General features: G+C 71.4%; 11 protein-coding genes and 2 pseudogenes. 8 read left to right on the top strand and 5 right to left on the bottom strand.

The genetic code is table 11. The annotated features are described in order from the left end of the window. The first annotated feature begins 33 nt into the window (after positions 1–33). The gene (locus tag AC06FP_RS08510; RefSeq protein ID WP_456118414.1) at positions 34–1,320 is read left to right on the top strand and encodes an O-acetylhomoserine aminocarboxypropyltransferase/cysteine synthase family protein; all 1,287 of its coding nucleotides are present in this window, start codon (positions 34–36) and stop codon (positions 1,318–1,320) included. A gap of 114 nt (positions 1,321–1,434) precedes the next feature. Here AC06FP_RS08510 and AC06FP_RS08505 read toward each other — a convergent pair whose 3' ends face one another. Beyond that, positions 1,435–2,085 carry an NAD(P)-dependent oxidoreductase gene (locus AC06FP_RS08505; protein ID WP_478075199.1) on the bottom strand — a complete coding sequence of 217 codons (651 nt, stop codon included), beginning with the start codon at positions 2,083–2,085 and terminating at the stop codon, positions 1,435–1,437. Between the two features lie 122 nt (positions 2,086–2,207). Between AC06FP_RS08505 and AC06FP_RS08500 the strand changes: the two genes are divergently transcribed. Beyond that, positions 2,208–3,113 carry a LysR family transcriptional regulator gene (locus tag AC06FP_RS08500; protein ID WP_478075198.1) on the top strand — a complete coding sequence of 302 codons (906 nt, stop codon included), beginning with the start codon at positions 2,208–2,210 and terminating at the stop codon, positions 3,111–3,113. Between the two features lie 22 nt (positions 3,114–3,135). Here the strand turns inward: AC06FP_RS08500 and ybaL are convergent, their stop codons facing one another. After that, positions 3,136–4,830: a YbaL family putative K(+) efflux transporter gene (gene ybaL / locus AC06FP_RS08495; RefSeq protein ID WP_478075197.1), complete on the bottom strand. Its 1,695-nt coding sequence runs from the start codon at positions 4,828–4,830 to the stop codon at positions 3,136–3,138. Between the two features lie 152 nt (positions 4,831–4,982). Continuing rightward, on the bottom strand, positions 4,983–7,379 hold the full coding sequence (locus AC06FP_RS08490; protein ID WP_456118418.1) for a TonB-dependent receptor plug domain-containing protein: 2,397 nt from the start codon (positions 7,377–7,379) through the stop codon (positions 4,983–4,985). A gap of 309 nt (positions 7,380–7,688) precedes the next feature. Here AC06FP_RS08490 and AC06FP_RS08485 point away from each other — a divergent pair. Together AC06FP_RS08485 and AC06FP_RS08480 are read left to right on the top strand one after the other, a co-directional pair. Beyond that, positions 7,689–8,654 (top strand): annotated as a pseudogene (locus tag AC06FP_RS08485) (ABC-F family ATP-binding cassette domain-containing protein); the annotation flags it as partial. Positions 8,655–8,765: 111 nt separating this feature from the next. Then, positions 8,766–9,668 (top strand): annotated as a pseudogene (locus tag AC06FP_RS08480) (ATP-binding cassette domain-containing protein); the annotation flags it as partial. A gap of 115 nt (positions 9,669–9,783) precedes the next feature. Here AC06FP_RS08480 and AC06FP_RS08475 read toward each other — a convergent pair. Further along, positions 9,784–10,650 (bottom strand): LysR substrate-binding domain-containing protein, encoded by an 867-nt coding sequence (locus AC06FP_RS08475; RefSeq protein ID WP_456118419.1) that lies wholly within the window; start codon positions 10,648–10,650, stop codon positions 9,784–9,786. Between the two features lie 173 nt (positions 10,651–10,823). Here AC06FP_RS08475 and blaCESS point away from each other — a divergent pair, with 173 nt between their 5' ends. The 3 genes from blaCESS (at position 10,824) to AC06FP_RS08460 (ending at position 14,035) form a co-directional block, all read left to right on the top strand. Next, a complete protein-coding gene (gene blaCESS / locus AC06FP_RS08470; protein ID WP_478075196.1) occupies positions 10,824–11,714 on the top strand; it encodes a CESS family extended-spectrum class A beta-lactamase in 891 nt (296 codons plus the stop codon). A 120-nt stretch (positions 11,715–11,834) separates the two neighbouring features. Continuing rightward, entirely contained in the window at positions 11,835–13,070 is a 1,236-nt protein-coding gene (locus tag AC06FP_RS08465; RefSeq protein ID WP_456118421.1) for a cation:proton antiporter, read from the top strand. 320 nt (positions 13,071–13,390) lie between these two features. Next, positions 13,391–14,035 carry a hypothetical protein gene (locus AC06FP_RS08460; RefSeq protein ID WP_478075195.1) on the top strand — a complete coding sequence of 215 codons (645 nt, stop codon included), beginning with the start codon at positions 13,391–13,393 and terminating at the stop codon, positions 14,033–14,035. 35 nt (positions 14,036–14,070) lie between these two features. On the opposite strand, the gene AC06FP_RS08455 is transcribed toward AC06FP_RS08460, so the two are convergent. After that, positions 14,071–15,036 (bottom strand): DUF3011 domain-containing protein, encoded by a 966-nt coding sequence (locus AC06FP_RS08455; RefSeq protein WP_478075194.1) that lies wholly within the window; start codon positions 15,034–15,036, stop codon positions 14,071–14,073. A gap of 160 nt (positions 15,037–15,196) precedes the next feature. Here AC06FP_RS08455 and aspS point away from each other — a divergent pair, with 160 nt between their 5' ends. Beyond that, on the top strand, positions 15,197–16,954 hold the full coding sequence (aspS, locus tag AC06FP_RS08450) for an aspartate--tRNA ligase (RefSeq protein ID WP_478075193.1): 1,758 nt from the start codon (positions 15,197–15,199) through the stop codon (positions 16,952–16,954). Positions 16,955–16,960: the final 6 nt, after the last annotated feature.

Genomic DNA, 16,960 nt, shown 5'->3' with positions numbered 1-16,960 from the left:
TGGTCTGGAGCCACTCCCCGCATCGAGCCCGCGATGTCCCCGCCGAACTGGAAGCCCGAAACCATCGCCGTGCATGGCGGCTATCGTCCCGACCCGACCACCCGCGCGGTGGCGGTGCCGATCTACCAGACGGTGGCCTATGCCTTCGACGACACCCAGCACGGCGCCGACCTGTTCGACCTGAAGGTGCAGGGCAACATCTACACCCGCATCATGAACCCGACCACCGACGTGCTGGAACAGCGCATCGCCGCGCTGGAAGGCGGCGTCGGCGCGCTGGCGCTGGCGTCGGGGCAGGCGGCCATCACCTATGCGATCCAGACCATCGCCGAGGCCGGCGACAACATCCTGGCCTCCAGCGCGCTGTACGGCGGCACCTACAACCTGTTCGCGCACACCCTGCCGCAGTTCGGCATCCAGACCCGCTTCGCCGACTACCGCGACCCGCAGGCGTTCGCGGCGCTGATCGACGAACGCACCAAGGCGGTGTTCGTCGAGTCCATCGGCAACCCGCGCGGCAACATCACCGACATCGAGGCCATCGCCGCGATCGCGCACGCGCACGGCGTGCCGCTGATCGTCGACAACACCGTGGCCACGCCGTACCTGCTGCGGCCGTTCGATTTCGGCGCCGACATCGTGGTGCATTCGCTGACCAAGTACCTGGGCGGGCATGGCACCAGCCTGGGCGGGGCGATCGTCGATTCCGGGCGTTTCCCGTGGGCCGAGCACAGCCGGCGCTTCCCGCGCCTCAACACGCCGGACGTGAGCTACCACGGCGTGGTCTATACCGAGGCGCTGGGCCCGGCGGCGTACATCGGCCGCGCGCGGGTGGTGCCGCTGCGCAATACCGGCGCGGCGATCTCGCCGTTCAACGCCTTCCAGATCCTGCAGGGCATCGAGACCCTGGCGCTGCGCATGGACCGGATCAACCGCAACACGCTGGCGGTGGCGAGCTACCTGCAGCAGCATGCCAAGGTGGCGTGGGTGAACTACGCGGCGCTGCCGGACCACCCCGAGCACGCGCTGGTGCGCAAATACCTGCGCGGGCAGGGCTCGGGCGTGCTGACCTTCGGCCTGCCCGGCGGCCGCGAGGCCGGCGCGCGCTTCCTCGACGCGCTGCAGCTGTTCACGCGGCTGGTGAACCTGGGCGACGCCAAGTCGCTGGCCACGCACCCGGCCTCGACCACCCACCGCCAGCTGGACGAAGCCGAGCTGGAGAAGGCGGGGGTGACACTGGACACGGTGCGGCTGTCGGTCGGCATCGAGCACATCGACGACCTGCTGGCCGACCTGGAGCAGGCGCTGGCGCAGGCCTGAGAACGGCACGTCCCGCTCCGGCGGGAAGAAGCCGGCGTGCTGCCGGCCGTCGCGATCCGAGCCCCTCTCCCTTCGGGAGAGGGGGCGGGGAGAGGGGCGCCGCGCCGGCCCGCTTCACCACGCGATGGTGAAGCGCTGGCGCAGGTGCCGCGGCTGTTCCAGTTCGTCGACCAGGGCCACCGCCAGGTCCTCCGGACTGATGGTGCCGGGGCCGTCGGCGGCCATCAGCGGCGTGTCGGTGCCGGTGCGGTAGCGGCCGGTGCGGCCGCTCGGGCCGCCGGCATGGAAGGCGACCGGCGGGCTGAGGAAGGTCCAGTCCAGCGTCGACTCGCCCTTCAGGTCCTCCAGCGCGTCGCGCGCGGCGCGGGCGCCGTCGTGGAAGGCCGGCGGGAAGTCGGGGGTGTCCACCAACTGCACGCCGTCGGCGGTGTACAGGCTGCCGGCGCCGCCGACCACCAGGTAGCGCTTCACCCCGGCGGCGCGGGTGCCGGCCACGATCGCGCGCGAGCCGCGCATGAAATCGCGGTAGATGTCCGGGTTGTCCCAGCCGGCGTTGTAGGCGCTGAGCACCGCGTCATGGCCGGCCACCGCGGCCTGCACCTGCGCGGCGTCCTGCACGTCGGCGCGGACCACGCGCAGGCCGTCGCGCGCGGCCAGTTTTTCGGGGTGGCGGACCAGGGCGGTGACGGCGTGGCCACGGGCCAGCAGTTCTTCGAGCAGGGCGCGGCCGACGAAGCCGGTGGCGCCGATCAGGGCGACGTTCATGGCGATTCCTCGCGGGGTTGGGAGGCCGCCAGTGTCCTCCCGCGCCGCTGGCGGCGGCAGTCCCCGGGGGCCACAATCACCTTGAAGCCAGGCTTCACGGTGGCCGGACGACAGGAGGGGCGGTGGAGAATCCCAGGCGCATGGCGCTGTTCGCGCAGGTGGTCCAGCACGGCTCGATGAGCGCGGCGGCGCGCGCGCTGGGCATGAGCACCTCGGCGGTCAGCCAGCAGCTGCGCGCGCTGGAGCGCGAGGCCGGCGTCGCCCTGCTGCACCGTTCGACCCGGCAGCTGTCGCTGACCGACGTGGGCAGCCGCTACTACGCGGCCTGCGCGCGCCTGCTGGACGCGGCCGGTGAGGCCGAGGCCGAACTGTCGGCCGCGCGCCACGCGCCCAGCGGCGAGCTGCGCCTGTCCGCGCCGCTGGGCATGGCCGACCACATCGGCCCGGCGCTGGGGCCGTGGCTGCGCGAGCACCCGCAGCTGCGCCTGCACCTGCATTTCGAGGACGGCTGGACCGACCTGGTGCAGGCGCGCATCGACCTGGCGCTGCGCTTCGGCCGGCTGCCGGACAGCGACTGGATGGCGCAGCGCCTGGGCACCCTGCAGCGCTGGCCCTGCGCCGCGCCCGGCTGGCTGCAGCGGCATGGCGAACCGGCCGATCCGCTGCAGGTGCCGGCCGGCGAATGGCTGGGCCTGGCGCAGGTGCCGGGGCTGGCGTGGCGGCACCGGGTGTCCGGGCAGGAGCGCCTGGTGCCGGCGCATCCGCGCCTGGTCAGCCACAACCAGCCGGCGGTGCGCCAGCTGTGCGAGTCGGGGCTGGGCGTGGCGGTGCTGACCAGCCTGGACGTGACGCCGCTGCTGGCCGACGGCCGGCTGCTGCGGCTGCTGCCCGAATGGGACGTGCCGGCGCTGCCGGTATGGGCGGTGACCCCGCACCGGCAGACCCAGCCGGCCAAGGTCCGCCAGGCCATCGAGCGGCTGGGCGATTACCTGGCGCGCCTGCCCGGCGCCGTCGCTGCCGGGGCCTGAGCGGCCCGGCAGCGCGTTTCCCTCAGGGGGCGGCGCCGGCGCGCATCGCGCGGTACGGCGGCGTGGCCATGACCATTTCCGCCAGCGAGTGCGCCAGCTCGCGCTCGGCCATCACCGTGCCGTCGGCGCCGTGCTCGAGCAGGTGCTTGACCTCGGCATCGCTGTGCGCGCGCGCCAGCAGGGTCAGGCCGGGGTTGATGGCGCGCAGCTTGGCCAGCGCCTCGCCGGCTTCCAGCGGCTGCGGGATGGCGAGGATGGCGATCTTGGCGTGCTCGGGGTGCGCTTCGGCCAGCACCTTGTCGGCGGCGGCGCTGCCGCGGATGCCGGGGATGCCGGCCGCGTGCGCGCGCTCGACGTGGTCGCGGTTGTCGTCGATCACCAGCACCGGCACGCCGCGGTCGCGCAGCACCTGCGCCAGGGTGCTGCCGACGCGGCCGTAGCCGATGACGATGGCGTGGTCGTGCAGGTCCAGCGACGGGCCGGGCGGGATGTCCGGCGTCTCCGGCACCGGCAGCGCGTCCTTGTGCCGCGCCTGCCAGCGGTCGAGCAGGCCGAACACCAGCGGGTTGAGCATGATCGACACCAGCGCGCCGGCCAGCACCAGCGACTGCCCGGTGGCGGGCAGGATCTTCAGCGCCACGCCGAGCCCGGCGATGATGAAGGCGAACTCGCCGATCTGCGCCAGCGACGCGGAAATGGTCAGCGCCGTGGCCTTGGAGTGGCCGAAGGCGCGCACGATGAAGAACGCCGCCGCCGACTTGCCGAACATGATGATCGCCACCGTCGCCAGCACCTGCCACGGGTGCTCGACCACGATCATCGGGTCGAACAGCATGCCCACCGAGACGAAGAACAGCACCGCGAACGCGTCGCGCAGCGGCAGCGAATCATGCGCGGCCTTGTGGCTCAGTTCCGACTCGTTGAGCATCATGCCGGCGAAGAACGCGCCCAGCGCGAACGACACGCCGAACAGCGCGGCCGCGCCGAACGCCACGCCCAGGGCGATGGCCAGCACCGACAGGGTGAACAGCTCGCGCGAGCCGGTGCCGGCGATGCGCTCCAGGATCCACGGGATCACCCGGCGCCCGACCACCAGCATCACCGCCACGAACAGGCCCAGCTGCACGAAGGTCCAGCCGATCGAGGCCAGCACGCTGCCCACGCTGTGGTTCTGGCCCTGCGCCTCGGGGCCGAACACGCCGGCGATCACCGGCATCATCACCAGCGCCAGCACGCAGGCCAGGTCTTCCACGATCAGCCAGCCCACCGCGATCTTGCCGCGCGTGGTCTCCAGCAGGCGCCGTTCCTCCATCGCGCGCAGCAGCACCACGGTGGACGCGGTGGCCAGCGAGAAACCGAAGATCACCCCGTGCAGCGGCGGCCAGCCCATCAGCGTGGCCACGCCCCAGCCCAGCACGGTGGCCACGGCGATCTGGCCGATGGCGCCGGGAATGGCGATGGCCTTCACCGCCATCAGGTCCTTGAGCGAGAAATGCAGGCCGACGCCGAACATCAGCAGCATCACCCCGATCTCGGCCAGCTGGTTGGCCAGCGCCTGGTCGGCGACGAAGCCGGGCGTGAACGGCCCCACCACCACCCCCGCGACCAGGTAGCCCACCAGCGGCGACAGCCGCAGCCGGTTGGCCAGGGCGCCAAGCACGAAGGCCAGGCCCAGGCCGATGGCGATCATGTTGATCAGGGCGGTGTCATGGTGCATCGGAACTCGCAGGGGTGGGGGATGGAGCGATTCTACGGGGGCGAAGCGTGCAGACAAGAAAACGCAGCACGCAATGTCGCGGCGGCGGGCGCAAAAACAATGCCCCGGTTTCCCGGGGCATTGCGCGACGCGTCCGGCGGCTCAGGCGCGGCTTACCACTTGTAGCCGATGCGGCCGTAGACGTAGGCGCCGTTGAAGCCGGCCGGGGAGTAGTTGCTGTACGGCATCTGGCCCCAGGCATTGACCCCGGTGAAAGCCGGGTTGATCTTGTCCGGGTGCGAATCGAGCACGTTGTCCGCGCCCACGGTCAGCGTCCACTGCGCGCTCGGCCTGAAGCTGGCCGACACGTCCAGCACCCACTGCGGGTCGTAGCTCTGGTCCTGTGCGGCGTTGAGCTGGCGCACGGTGAACCTGCCGTAGCGGGTGGCGTTCAGGCCCAGCGTCCACTGGTCCGAGGTCCAGGTGCCGCCGAGGATGGCCTTGTCGCGCGGGAAGGCGTCTTCCAGGCGGCCGATCTCGTCGCGCGCGACCAGCGGCGTGGTCAGGCCCAGGCTGGTCAGCACGCCCGGCGAGGGCGCCAGCCGCTGCACCTCGGTCTTGTTGTAGCTGTAGCTGGCGGTCAGATCCAGCGCGCTGGCGGCCAGCGGGATGTTGTAGCTGCCCACCACGTCCACGCCGCGGGTGCGGGTGTCGGCGGCGTTGTTGAAGTAGCGGAACGCGGTGACGTTGTTGATGCCCAGCGAGGTCAGCAGGGCGTTGGTGGCCGCGTTGGTGGTGATGGTGGAGGACAGCAGGATGCGGTCGTCGATGTCGATCTGGAACGCATCGATGGTCAGGTACAGGCGCTCGGCCGGCTGCAGCACCAGGCCCAGGCTGTAGGAGGTCGAGGTCTCGGCCTGCAGCGGCCTGGAACCCAGCGCCTGCGCCACGGCGCTGGTCGCCGGGAAGGTGCCCGATTCGACGAACACGCCGCTGGAGTAGTTGCTGGTGATGACCTGGTAGCTCTGCTGGGCCAGCGACGGCGCGCGGAAGCCGTTGGAGACGGTGGCGCGCAGCGCCACCTTGTCGGTGAACGCATAGCGGGCCGAGAGCTTGCCCGAGGTCTTGCTGCCGAAGTCCGAATAGTCCTCGTAGCGCGCGGTGGCGCCGGCGGACAGCCGGTCGCTGAGGTCGGCTTCAAGGCCGGCGTAGAGCGCGTAGTTGTGGCGGTCGGCGTGCACCGCGTTGATCGGGGTGAAGCCGCCGAAGCCCTGCGCGCCGGTGCCGAGGTAGGAGTTGGGCTCGCCCGGCGACTGGTTCCACTTCTCCTGGCGGTACTCGCCGCCGAAGGACAGGGTGACCGGGTAGGCCAGGCCCCAGTCCAGCGCCTGCGAGAAGTCGGCGTTGACGATGTTGTGGGTGTACTCCAGCGCGCCGTCGTGGAAGCTGGTCGGGCTGCTGGCGCCCAGCGCGTAGTTCATCGTATTGCGGGTGGCGAAGTCGATGCGGCTGTAGCCGTAGTTGTAGCTCACGTCCCAGTTGAAGCCGCCCTCGGTGCTGCCCTTCAGCCCGGCGACCAGCGAACGGTCCTTCAGGTACTGGTTGATCTGCGGCACGAAGCCATCGGGATACAGCAGCGAGGTGGCCGCGTTGTGGTTCTTCGAGCGGTAGAACGCGAACGAAGTGATGTCGCGGTTGCTGGCGATGGCGGTGGCATAGCCGTGCAGGTTGTCGCTGAAATCGAAACCGGCGTTGCCCGACACCGCGCGGGTATCCACTTCGGGGTCGCCGACGACGAAGGTCTTCTCGCCCACACCCGGGTAGTTGCCGGTGTTCGGCTGTACATTCGGGGGCAAAGGCAGGCCGTAGGCGTTGAACGGGCCGGCGCGGTTGGTGCGGTCCTGGTGGGTGAGCTGGCCGGCGAAATGCACCGTGCCGCGGCCGTCGGCGAAGCTGACGCCGGTGTCGCCGGAGAGCTGGTACTGCCTGCCGTCGCCGGCCGAGTACTGGCCCAGGTCCAGCGCCAGGCTGCCGCCGCTGCCGGCGCCCTTGAGCACGATGTTGACCACGCCGGCGATGGCGTCGGAGCCGTACTGGGCCGAGGCGCCGTCGCGCAGCACTTCCACGCGCTCGATCGCCGACACCGGGATGGTGTTCAGGTCCACCGCCGACGAGCCGCGGCCCATGCTGCCGTTGACGTTGAGCTGGCCGGACAGGTGCCGGCGCTTGCCGTTGACCAGGATCAGCACCTGGTCCGGCGACAGGCCGCGCAGCTGCGCCGGGCGCACGCCGCTGGTGCCGTCGGTCAGCGCCGGGCGCGGGAAGTTGAGCGAGGGCAGGGCGCGCGACAGCGCGGTGGCCAGTTCGGTGGAGCCGGTGGCCTGAAGGGCCTCCGGGGTGATGATGTCGATGGGCGACTGCGACTCGGCCACGGTGCGGTCGGACACGCGGGTGCCGGTGACGATCACGGTGTCGAGGGTCTGCGCGCCGGACTGGGCGAAGGCGGGGGCAACCGGGAGGCCGAGGGCGATGGCGACGGCAGCGGCGAGCGTACTGGACTTGCGGTTCATCAGATTGCAGCTCCGGTATGAATGGGCGGCACCGGCGGACGGGGCAGGCCCGTCACGGAGGGGTGGTGCGGTGCGCCATCATGGATTAATGGAATTTTTACGTTGTGTCAAATGCCCATCGGCCTGCCTATATCGTTGCTTTTGAAAGCATTTCGGCCGGCATGCGCGGTGTGGGCGTGGTCTGGGGGAGGGCGTCCCGGGACGGAGTCCGTGCGCGGGAAGCGTCAGTCAAGTATTCGTTAACGCTAGAATCGCGTCGCAGGAATGTTGCTTGTGTGCACATTCCGTTTCGTTATAACGGACCCCCTCATGATTTCCCTTCGTAATTTCGCCCTGCGCCGGGGCGAGCGCCTGCTGTTGTCCAACGTCGACCTCACCCTGCATGCCGGCTACCGCGTGGGCGTGGTGGGACGCAACGGCGCCGGCAAGTCCAGCCTGTTCGCCGCCGTGCGTGGCGAGCTGGAAGCGGACAAGGGGGACGTGTCGCTGCCGGGCAAGATCCGCATCGCCGACGTGGCCCAGGAAACCCCCGCGCTGCCCGACCGCGCCATCGACTTCGTGCTCGGCGGCGACGACGTGGTGGCCGCGGTGCTGGCCGAGGAAGCCGCCGCGACCGCGCGCGAGGACTGGGAGGCGGTCGCCGACGCGCACCAGAAGATGGCCGAACTGGGCGCCTACGACGCCGAGGCGCGCGCCGGCAAACTGCTGCACGGCCTGGGCTTCCCGGCCGAGACCCATGGCCGCCCGGTGGCGGCGTTCTCCGGCGGCTGGCGCGCGCGCCTGAACCTGGCGCGTGCGCTGATGATGCCCAGCGACCTGCTGCTGCTCGACGAACCGACCAACCACCTGGACCTGGACGCGGTGTACTGGCTGGAACAGTGGCTGCTCAAGTACCCGGGCACCCTGCTGCTGATCTCGCACGACCGCGAGTTCCTCGACAACGTCGCCACCCACACCCTGCACCTGCACGGCGGCAGCGCCAGGCTCTATACCGGCGGCTACACCGACTTCGAGCGCCAGCGCGCCGAGCACCTGCGCCAGCAGCAGATCGCGCACGAGAAGGAACAGGCCGAGCGCGCCCACCTGCAGAGCTTCATCGACCGCTTCAAGGCGCAGGCCAGCAAGGCCACCCAGGCGCAGAGCCGCATGAAGCGCCTGGCCAAGATGACCGGCACCGAGGCGGTGCGCGCCGAGCGCGAGTTCCGCATCGAGTTCTCCGAGCCGGCCAAGCTGCCGTTCTCGTTGATCCGCCTCAACCACGTCGATTGCGGCTATCCCGCAGAGGGTACGGGGCGAAGCCCGCGGGGCGATCAAGCGCACGAGGCTTCGCCCGAACCCTCATCCGGCGCTGCGCGCCACCTTCTCCCGCAGGGAGAAGGCAAGAGCACGGTCATCCTTCATGATGTCGGCTTCGGCCTGGAGGCGGGCCAGCGCGTCGGCCTGCTCGGCCCCAACGGCGCCGGCAAGACCACCCTGGTCAAGACCCTGGTGGGCGACCTGCCGCCGCTGGCCGGCGAGCGCAGCGCGCACCCGGACATGAAGATCGGCTACTTCGCCCAGCACACGGTGGAATCGCTGCGCGAGGGCGCCACGCCGATGGACCACTTCCGCGAGATCGACCCGGACGGGGTCAACCAGAGCTTCCGCGACTTCCTCGGCAAGTGGAATTTCCCGGGCGACCGCGCCTTCGAACCGGTGGACGGTTTTTCCGGCGGCGAGCGCGCGCGCCTGGCGCTGGCGCTGATCGCCTGGCAGCAGCCCAACGTGCTGCTGCTCGACGAGCCGACCAACCACCTGGACCTGGAAATGCGCGAGGCGCTGGCCGAGGCGCTGAGCGTGTTCGAGGGCGCCATCGTCATGGTCTCGCACGACCGCCACCTGATCGGCTTGGTCTGCGACACCTTCTGGCGCGTGGCCGACGGCGTGGTCGAGCCGTTCGCCGGCGACCTGGACGAATACGCGGCCTGGCTGCGCACCCGCGCCAGCGCGCAGGGCGCGCGCAGCAAGGCCGACCGCGTCGACAAGGGCGCCAGGGCGCCGGAACCGACGCCCGCGCCGGTCGCGGAAAAGCCGGCCGCGGCGAAGAAGCCGGTCAACCCGCACAAGCTGGAAGCGGCCGAGAAGAAGGTCGAGCAGCTGGGCGCGGCGCTGGCCGACATCGACCGCCAGCTGGCCGACCCGGCCAACTACGCCGACGCGGCGAAGATGACCCGGCTCGGCAGCGAGCGCGACGTGCTCGCCCAGCAGCTGGAGCAGGCCGAAGCGGCATGGATGGAGCTGCTCGACTAGACCGCGCCGCCCCCTGTCTCTCGCAGGAGCGACCGTAGGAGCGACTTCAGTCGCGAAGTAGCTTCACCGGTAAAGCCTCATCGCGACTGAAGTCGCTCCTACCGACGGCCAGCGCCTACGCCCCCTGCGCCTGCAGCCACAGGCGGAAGCGCCGCAGCGGCTCGCGCTCGTGGCGCGAGCGCAGCCGCGTGAGCCAGTAACGGCCCAGGGTCAGGGTCTGCGCGAAGGGCTGCAGCAGGCGGCCATCGGCCAGGTCCTGCTCGAACATGCGCAGCGGCAGCAGCGCCACGCCGGCGCCCGCGGCGGCGGCGCTGGCCAGCGCCAGCGAGGAATCGAACACCGGGCCGCGCGCTTCCACGCCGCTCACGCCGGCCGCCTGCAGCCAGCGCGGCCATTCGTCGTTGCGGTAGGAACGCAGCAGCGGCACCGCGGCCAGGTCGCGCGGCTGGTGCAGGCGCCGCGCCAGCGACGGCGCGCACACCGGCGCGAACGGTGCCTCGACGATCGGCGTGCACTCCTGGCCCTGCCAGTCGCCGTTGCCGAAGCGGATCGCCAGGTCCAGGCCTTCGCCGGCCAGGTCGATGCGGTTGTTGTGGGTCTGCAGGCGCAGCTCGATGTCCGGGTGCGCGGCCTCGAAATCGCCCAGCCGCGGCAGCAGCCAGCCGGTGGCGAAGGTGCCGACCACGCCCACCGTCAGCACCTCGCGGAAGCGGCCGCCGGTGTAGCGGTCCAGGGCGATGGCGATGCGGTCGAAGGCGTCGGTGAGCACCGGCTGCAGCGCCGCGCCCTCGTCGGTAAGCGCCACCCCGCGCGGCAGGCGGTGGAACAGCGTCACCTGCAGTCGCTCTTCCAGCGTGCGGATCTGGTGGCTCAGCGCGGCCTGGCTGACGCACAGCTCCAGCGCCGCGCGGGTGAAGTTGAGGTGGCGCGCGGCCGCCTCGAAGGCGCGCAGGGCGTTGAGCGGGAGCTGGGGACGGATCATGCCTGAGCCATGACGACAGGTGATGGGTGGCCCCATTATTCCTGCACGGCATGCCGGAAGAGTGGGCTTTGCTGCCAATAAATCTAATGGCTTCCGATGGTTTTTCGTGCTGGTGGAAAGCGGCCGCGGCTTCCAATAATCGCCGCCACCCGATGCCCCAGGAGAGCTTCCGCATGATCGCCCGTCGCCAGTTCCTCGCCTTCGGTGGCGCCGCCCTTGCCGGCCTGGTCGCCGCCCCCGCGCTGGCCCGCGCGTCCGGCGCGGCGGCATCCGCGCCCGCGGCCGGCGATTTCGCCGCGCTGGAGGCCGGAAGCGGCGGCCGGCTGGGCGTGTGCCTGTGGAACCCGGCCAGCGGCACCCGCTTCGGGTATCGCATGGACGAGCGCTTCCCGATGTGCAGCACCTTCAAGTTCCTGCTCGCCGCCGCCGTTCTGCACCGCGCCGGGCAGGGCCGGCTGTCGCTGGACCGGCGCGTGCCGGTGCGGGACGCGGACCTGGTCGACCACTCGCCGGTCACCGCGCGCCATGCCGGCAAGGACCTGACGGTGCGCGACCTGTGCCGGGCGACGATGACCACCAGCGACAACGCCGCGGCCAACCTGCTGCTGCCGCTGGTCGACGAGCCGGCCGGGCTGACCGCCTTCCTGCGCGCCCAGGGCGATGCAGTCACCGTCACCGCGCGCTACGAACCGGACGCCAACCGTTTCGCGCCGGACGACCCGCGCGACACCACCAGCCCGGCGGCGATGGCCGGCAACCTGCAGCGCTTCGTGCTCGGCGATGCGCTGGACGAAGCCTCGCGGTGGCAGCTGGCCGACTGGCTGATCGACAACGGGACCGGCGACGCGCGGCTGCGCGCGGGCCTGCCCGAGGGCTGGCGGGTGGGCGACAAGACCGGCAGCAACGGCCGCGACACCACCAACGACATCGCCGTGCTGTGGCCGGAGCGCGGCGGCTCGCCCTGGGTGCTGGCCAGCTACCTGCAGGGCGCCGCGCTGGACGACGCCGGCCGCAACGCGGTCCTGCGCCGGGTCGGCGAACTGGCCGCCGCGCACCTGGGCTGAGCCGCCGCGGGGGCCATGCCGCGACCGGCCACGGCCCGCGTCCGGCCCATGCTCCCGGCGGTACGCGGACAGCAGGCGCGCGTGTACCCTGTGCGCCTTGTCGGAACGGAAACCGGGCGCATGAGCCGCGAACTGGTCTACCTGTCGTTGATCTTCGCGCTGCTGGTGATCCCGCGCGCGCTGCAGCGCTTCTGCGTGCCGGCGCCGCTCACCTGCCTGGCGTTCGGCATCGGCGCGATGCTGTGGCTGGGCGACGGCGCGCACGACCCGGTGGTGACGCTGCTGGCCACGCTGGGCATTTCCTCCCTGTTCCTGTTCGCCGGGCTCGAGGTGGACCTGCAGGACCTGCGGCGCGGCATGTGGCCGCTGCTGGTGCACCTGCTGATCCGCAGCCTGACCCTGGCCGGGGTGGCCTGGCTGGGCTGGCGTTACGGCGGCCTGCAGTGGCAGGCCGCAGGGCTGCTGGCGCTGGCGCTGCTCACGCCATCGACCGGCTTCATCATGGATTCGCTCGCGCGGCTGGGCCTGGACGAGGCCGAACGGTTCTGGGTGAGCAGCAAGGCCATCGCCGGCGAGCTGCTGGCGCTGGCGGCGCTGTTCGTGGTGCTGCAGGCCGGCGATCCCGCGCACATGGCGCTGTCCAGCCTGGCGCTGCTGGCGATGATGGTGGGCCTGCCGCTGCTGTTCGTCGGCCTCGGCCGCTGGGTGGCGCCGCACGCGCCGGGCTCGGAGTTCTCGCTGCTGGTGATGGTCGGCCTGCTCGCGGCCTACATCACCTATTCGCTGGGCGTGTACTACCTGGTGGGCGCCTTCATCGCCGGCCTGGTCGCGCGCCTGCTGCAGCAGCGCATGCCGCTGCTGGCCTCGCACGAGAACCTGCACGCGCTGCGCCTGTTCGCCTCGTTCTTCGTGCCGTTCTACTTCTTCAACGCCGGCACCCACGTGCCCGGCGACGCGCTCAGCCTCGAGGCGCTGGGGCTGGGGCTGGTGATCACCCTGGTGGTGCTGCCGCTGCGCGTGGCGGTGGTCTGGCTGCAGCGGCGGGTGCTGTTCGGCGAGAGCTTCCAGTCCAGCCTGCGGGTGTCGCTGGCGCTGTCGCCGACCCTGATCTTCACCCTGGTGCTGGCCGGCATCATGCGCGAACGCTTCGACGCGCCGGCGGTGCTGTACGGCGCGCTGCTGCTGTACGCGGCCTTGAACACGCTGCTGCCGTCGCTGCTGCTGCGCGCGCCGCTGAGCGTGGACCCGCTGCGCGGCGAGGCCGCGCAGGAAGCGGCGGTGGCGCGGGAAACCGCCACTGTGCCGTCGCCGGACGCCTCGCGCGCGGTCGACGCCGCCCGGCCACCGTCCGGCTAGGCCGCGCGGGGCGGCTCATGCCGGCGCGTGGCATCGCCCGCCTGCGCTGCACCGGCACCGGGGCAGGGGGCGGGGCGGCAACGGGCAGCGCGTGCACGGGCGCTTCGATGCGCCCTGCGGCCTCCATGCTTCGCAGCAGCGGACCGAGCTGACGCAACCGGGTGCCCGATCCCACGGGGAACTGCTGGATGCCGGCGTGCGCGCCGGGCTGGCCGACGGCAAGCAACCGGGGCTCCGGCGACCGTGCGAACGCCTGGCGCAGCCGCGGCAGTGCGCCCGGGCGGCTTGTCGCGGGCGGGGGCAGCGGCTAGGGTCGGGGCATGAAACGTTCCGTGCTCGCAGGTCTCCTGCCGTTGTTCCTCGTTCCGGTGGCGTCGATGGCGGCGCCGGTTTCCCGCGCCACCGATGATGCCGGCGCTGCCGCCTTCCTGGCCGCGCTGGCGCAGCACTGCGGCCAGGCCTTCGCCGGCCGCGTGGTCGCCAACCACCCGGCCAGCGCCGCGCCCGATCCGTTCGAGGGCAAGGCGCTGGTGATGCACGTGCGCGGGTGCGACGCGCCGGAGCAGGAGCTGCGCGTGCCGTTCCACGTCGGCGAGGACCGCTCGCGGACGTGGGTGCTGACCCGCATCGGCGCGCGCCTGCGCCTGAAGCACGACCACCGCCATGCCGACGGCACGGCGGATGCGGTCACGCTCTACGGCGGCGACAGCCGCGAGGCCGGCACCGCGCTGCGCCAGGAGTTCCCGGTGGACGCCGAGTCCGTGGCGATGTTCGGGCGCGAGGGCCTGGCCGGCTCGGTGCGCAATACCTGGGCGATGGAGGTGGAGCCGGGCAGGCGTTTCCTCTACGAACTGTCGCGCCCGGACGGCCGCCTGTTCCAGGTCGAGTTCGACCTGTCGCGCCCGGTGGACGCGCCGCCGCCGCCGTGGGGCGCCACGATGCCGGCCACGGAAAAGGGCGCCTGACCGGCGCCCCCTGGATTCCCGCGCAAGGCCGGCCGTCAGCGTGCGCCGAAGCGTGCGCGGCAGCCGTCGTTCACCCACAGGCTGTTGCCGTTGTAGCCCCAGTTGCGGCCTTCCACGCACTGGGTCCTGGACAACTGCTGGATCAGCACCGGGCGGCCTTGGCGGCGGTCCCAGGCGCAGGAGCGCAGGCGGTTGTCGTCGCTGCTGCATTCGATGCTGTAGTCCGAGCCGCCCCAGTTGCCGCCATGGCCGCCGCCCCAGCCGCCCCCGCGGCCTTCGGCGAACTCGGCGCGGCAGCCGTCGCTGACCCAGACCGCGCCGTTGCTGCTGCCCCAGCTGCGGCCCTCGATGCACTGCGACTTGGACAGCTGCCGCACCAGGGTGGCGCGGCGCCAGTCGGTGCGGCACACGCGCTGGCGGTTGTCGTTGCTTTCGCAGCGGATGGTCTGGCCGTTGCCGCCATTCCAGCCGCCGCCGCCCCAGCCGCCGCGGCCCTCGGCGAACTCCGCGCGGCAGCCGTTGCTGACCCAGACCGAGCCGTTGCCGCTGCCCCAGTTGCGGCCCTCGATGCACTGCGTCCTGGACAACTGCCGGACCAGGGTGGCGCCGCGCCAGCCGGTGTTGCACACGCGCTGGCGGTTGTCGTTGCTTTCGCAGCGGATGGTGCCGTTGTTGCCGTTCCAGTTGCCGCTGCCGCCGCCGCTCCAGCCGCCGCGGCCCGGGCCGAAGTCGGCGCGGCAGCCGTTGCCGACCCACACCATGCCGTCGCGGCTGCCCCAGTTCTGCCCCTCGACGCAGCGGGTGCTGGACAGCTGGCGCACGATGATGGCGTCGCGCCAGCCGGTATTGCAGACCTGCTGGCGGTTGTTGATGCTCTCGCAGCGCACCGCCGCCACCGTGCCCGGGCCATTGCCGTAGGGCGACTGCGCGGCGGCGTCGGCGGCGAGGAAGGCGCCCGGCAGGAGGGCGGAAAGTCCGGCGAGCAGAAGCGGGCGGTACATGGCGGCGTCCCTGTTCAGGTCTGGATGGGGCGAACTATAGGAAGGGGCCGGCTTAAGCGGGCGTGACTGCGGCGCGGATTTGCCCCGTTCGCCGGCCGGCCGCAAAATAGCCGGCTCGCCGGCACCCTCCCGTGCCGGTCATCCCCCTGCGGAGCTTTCCATGCGTACCCACTTCTGCGGCCTGGTCGACGAGACCCTGATCGGCCAAACCGTGACCCTCGCCGGCTGGACCGACGTTGCCCGCAACCAGGGCGGCGTCTGCTTCATCGATCTCCGCGATCACGAAGGCATCGTGCAGGTGACGGTGGAGATCGACAACGCCGAGGTGTTCGCCGTGGCCGCGTCGCTGGGTTACGAGGACGTGCTGCAGGTCGAAGGCGTGGTGCGCGCGCGCCACGCGGTCAACGACAGGATGCGCACCGGCCGGGTGGAAGTGATCGCCAGCCGCATCACCGTGCTCAACAAGGCCGCTCCGCTGCCGTTCCACGCCCACGAAAACCCGGGCGAGGACACCCGCCTGAAGTACCGCTACCTGGACCTGCGCCGCCCGGAAATGCAGCGCATGCAGCGCACCCGCATCAGGCTGGTGCAGGCGCTGCGCCGCCACCTGGACGCGCGCGGCTTCCAGGACATCGAAACCCCGATCCTGACCAAGGCCACCCCGGAAGGCGCGCGCGACTTCCTGGTACCGGCGCGCATGCACCCGGGCGAGTTCTACGCGCTGCCGCAGAGCCCGCAGCTGTTCAAGCAGATCCTGATGGTGGCCGGCTTCGACCGCTACTACCAGATCGCGCGCTGTTTCCGCGACGAGGCGCTGCGCGCCGACCGCCAGCTGGAATTCACCCAGCTGGACATGGAATTCGCCTTCGTGCGCGAGCGCGACGTGCAGGATTTCGTCGAGGACATGATCCGCTCGATCTTCAAGGAAGTCGTGGACGTCGAGCTCGACGCGCAGTTCCCGCGCATGACCTGGGCCGAGGCGATGCGCCGCTACGGGTCGGACAAGCCGGACCTGCGCATCGCGCTGGAGCTGGTGGACGTGGCCGCGCTGGTCAAGGACAGTGAGTTCGCCGTATTTACCGGCCCGGCAAATGATCCTGAAGGCCGCGTCGCCGCGCTGCGCATCCCGGGCGGCGCGTCGCTCAGCCGCAAGCAGATCGACGAGTACGCCGCGCACGCCGCCAAGTACGGCGCCAAGGGCCTGGCCTACATCAAGATCGACGAGGCCGGCGCGGTCAGCTCGCCGATCCAGAAGTTCTTCAGCGAGGAATCCTTCGCCGCGCTGGTCAAGCACGTCGGCGCCGGCAACGGCGACATCGTGTTCTTCGGCGCCGGCGGCTACAACAAGGTCTCCGACTTCATGGGCGCGCTGCGCCTGAAGGCCGGCCGGGACTTCGGCCTGGTCGCCGAGGGCTGGCGCCCGCTGTGGGTCACCGACTTCCCGATGTTCGAATGGGACGAGGAGGAGCAGCGCTACGTGGCCCTGCACCATCCATTCACCGCGCCGGCGGTCGACGACGTGGCCGACCTGCGCGCCAATGCCCGGACCGCGGTGTCGCGCGGCTACGACATGGTGCTCAACGGCAACGAGATCGGCGGCGGCTCGATCCGCATCCATCGCCCGGAAATGCAGAGCGCGGTGTTCGAGCTGCTCGGCATCGGCGCCGAGGAAGCGCGCGCCAAGTTCGGCTTCCTGCTGGACGCGCTGAACTACGGCGCGCCGCCGCACGGCGGCATCGCCTTCGGCATCGACCGCATCGCCGCGCTGATGGCCGGCACCGAATCGATCCGCGACGTGATCCCGTTCCCGAAGACCACCGGCGCGCAGTGCCTGATGACCGACGCGCCGTCGCCGATCGCCGACGCGCAGCTGGCCGAGGTGCACGTGCAGGTGCGTCCGCAGCCGGCCAGGGGCTGAGCGGCG

The sequence above is a fragment of the Stenotrophomonas sp. Steno-Z2 genome (assembly GCF_056393235.1).
Note: the sequence above shows the minus strand (reverse complement) of the source record. Positions and strands in the feature narration are given on the sequence as shown.

Coding starts and splice junctions, on each gene's coding strand:
- AC06FP_RS08510 (WP_456118414.1), top strand. CDS start 34: ATGTCCCCGCCGAACTGGAAGCCCGAAACCATCGCCGTGCATGGCGGC.
- AC06FP_RS08505 (WP_478075199.1), bottom strand. CDS start 2,085: ATGAACGTCGCCCTGATCGGCGCCACCGGCTTCGTCGGCCGCGCCCTG.
- ybaL (WP_478075197.1), bottom strand. CDS start 4,830: ATGCACCATGACACCGCCCTGATCAACATGATCGCCATCGGCCTGGGC.
- AC06FP_RS08490 (WP_456118418.1), bottom strand. CDS start 7,379: ATGAACCGCAAGTCCAGTACGCTCGCCGCTGCCGTCGCCATCGCCCTC.
- AC06FP_RS08475 (WP_456118419.1), bottom strand. CDS start 10,650: ATGATCCGTCCCCAGCTCCCGCTCAACGCCCTGCGCGCCTTCGAGGCG.
- blaCESS (WP_478075196.1), top strand. CDS start 10,824: ATGATCGCCCGTCGCCAGTTCCTCGCCTTCGGTGGCGCCGCCCTTGCC.
- AC06FP_RS08465 (WP_456118421.1), top strand. CDS start 11,835: ATGAGCCGCGAACTGGTCTACCTGTCGTTGATCTTCGCGCTGCTGGTG.
- AC06FP_RS08460 (WP_478075195.1), top strand. CDS start 13,391: ATGAAACGTTCCGTGCTCGCAGGTCTCCTGCCGTTGTTCCTCGTTCCG.
- AC06FP_RS08455 (WP_478075194.1), bottom strand. CDS start 15,036: ATGTACCGCCCGCTTCTGCTCGCCGGACTTTCCGCCCTCCTGCCGGGC.
- aspS (WP_478075193.1), top strand. CDS start 15,197: ATGCGTACCCACTTCTGCGGCCTGGTCGACGAGACCCTGATCGGCCAA.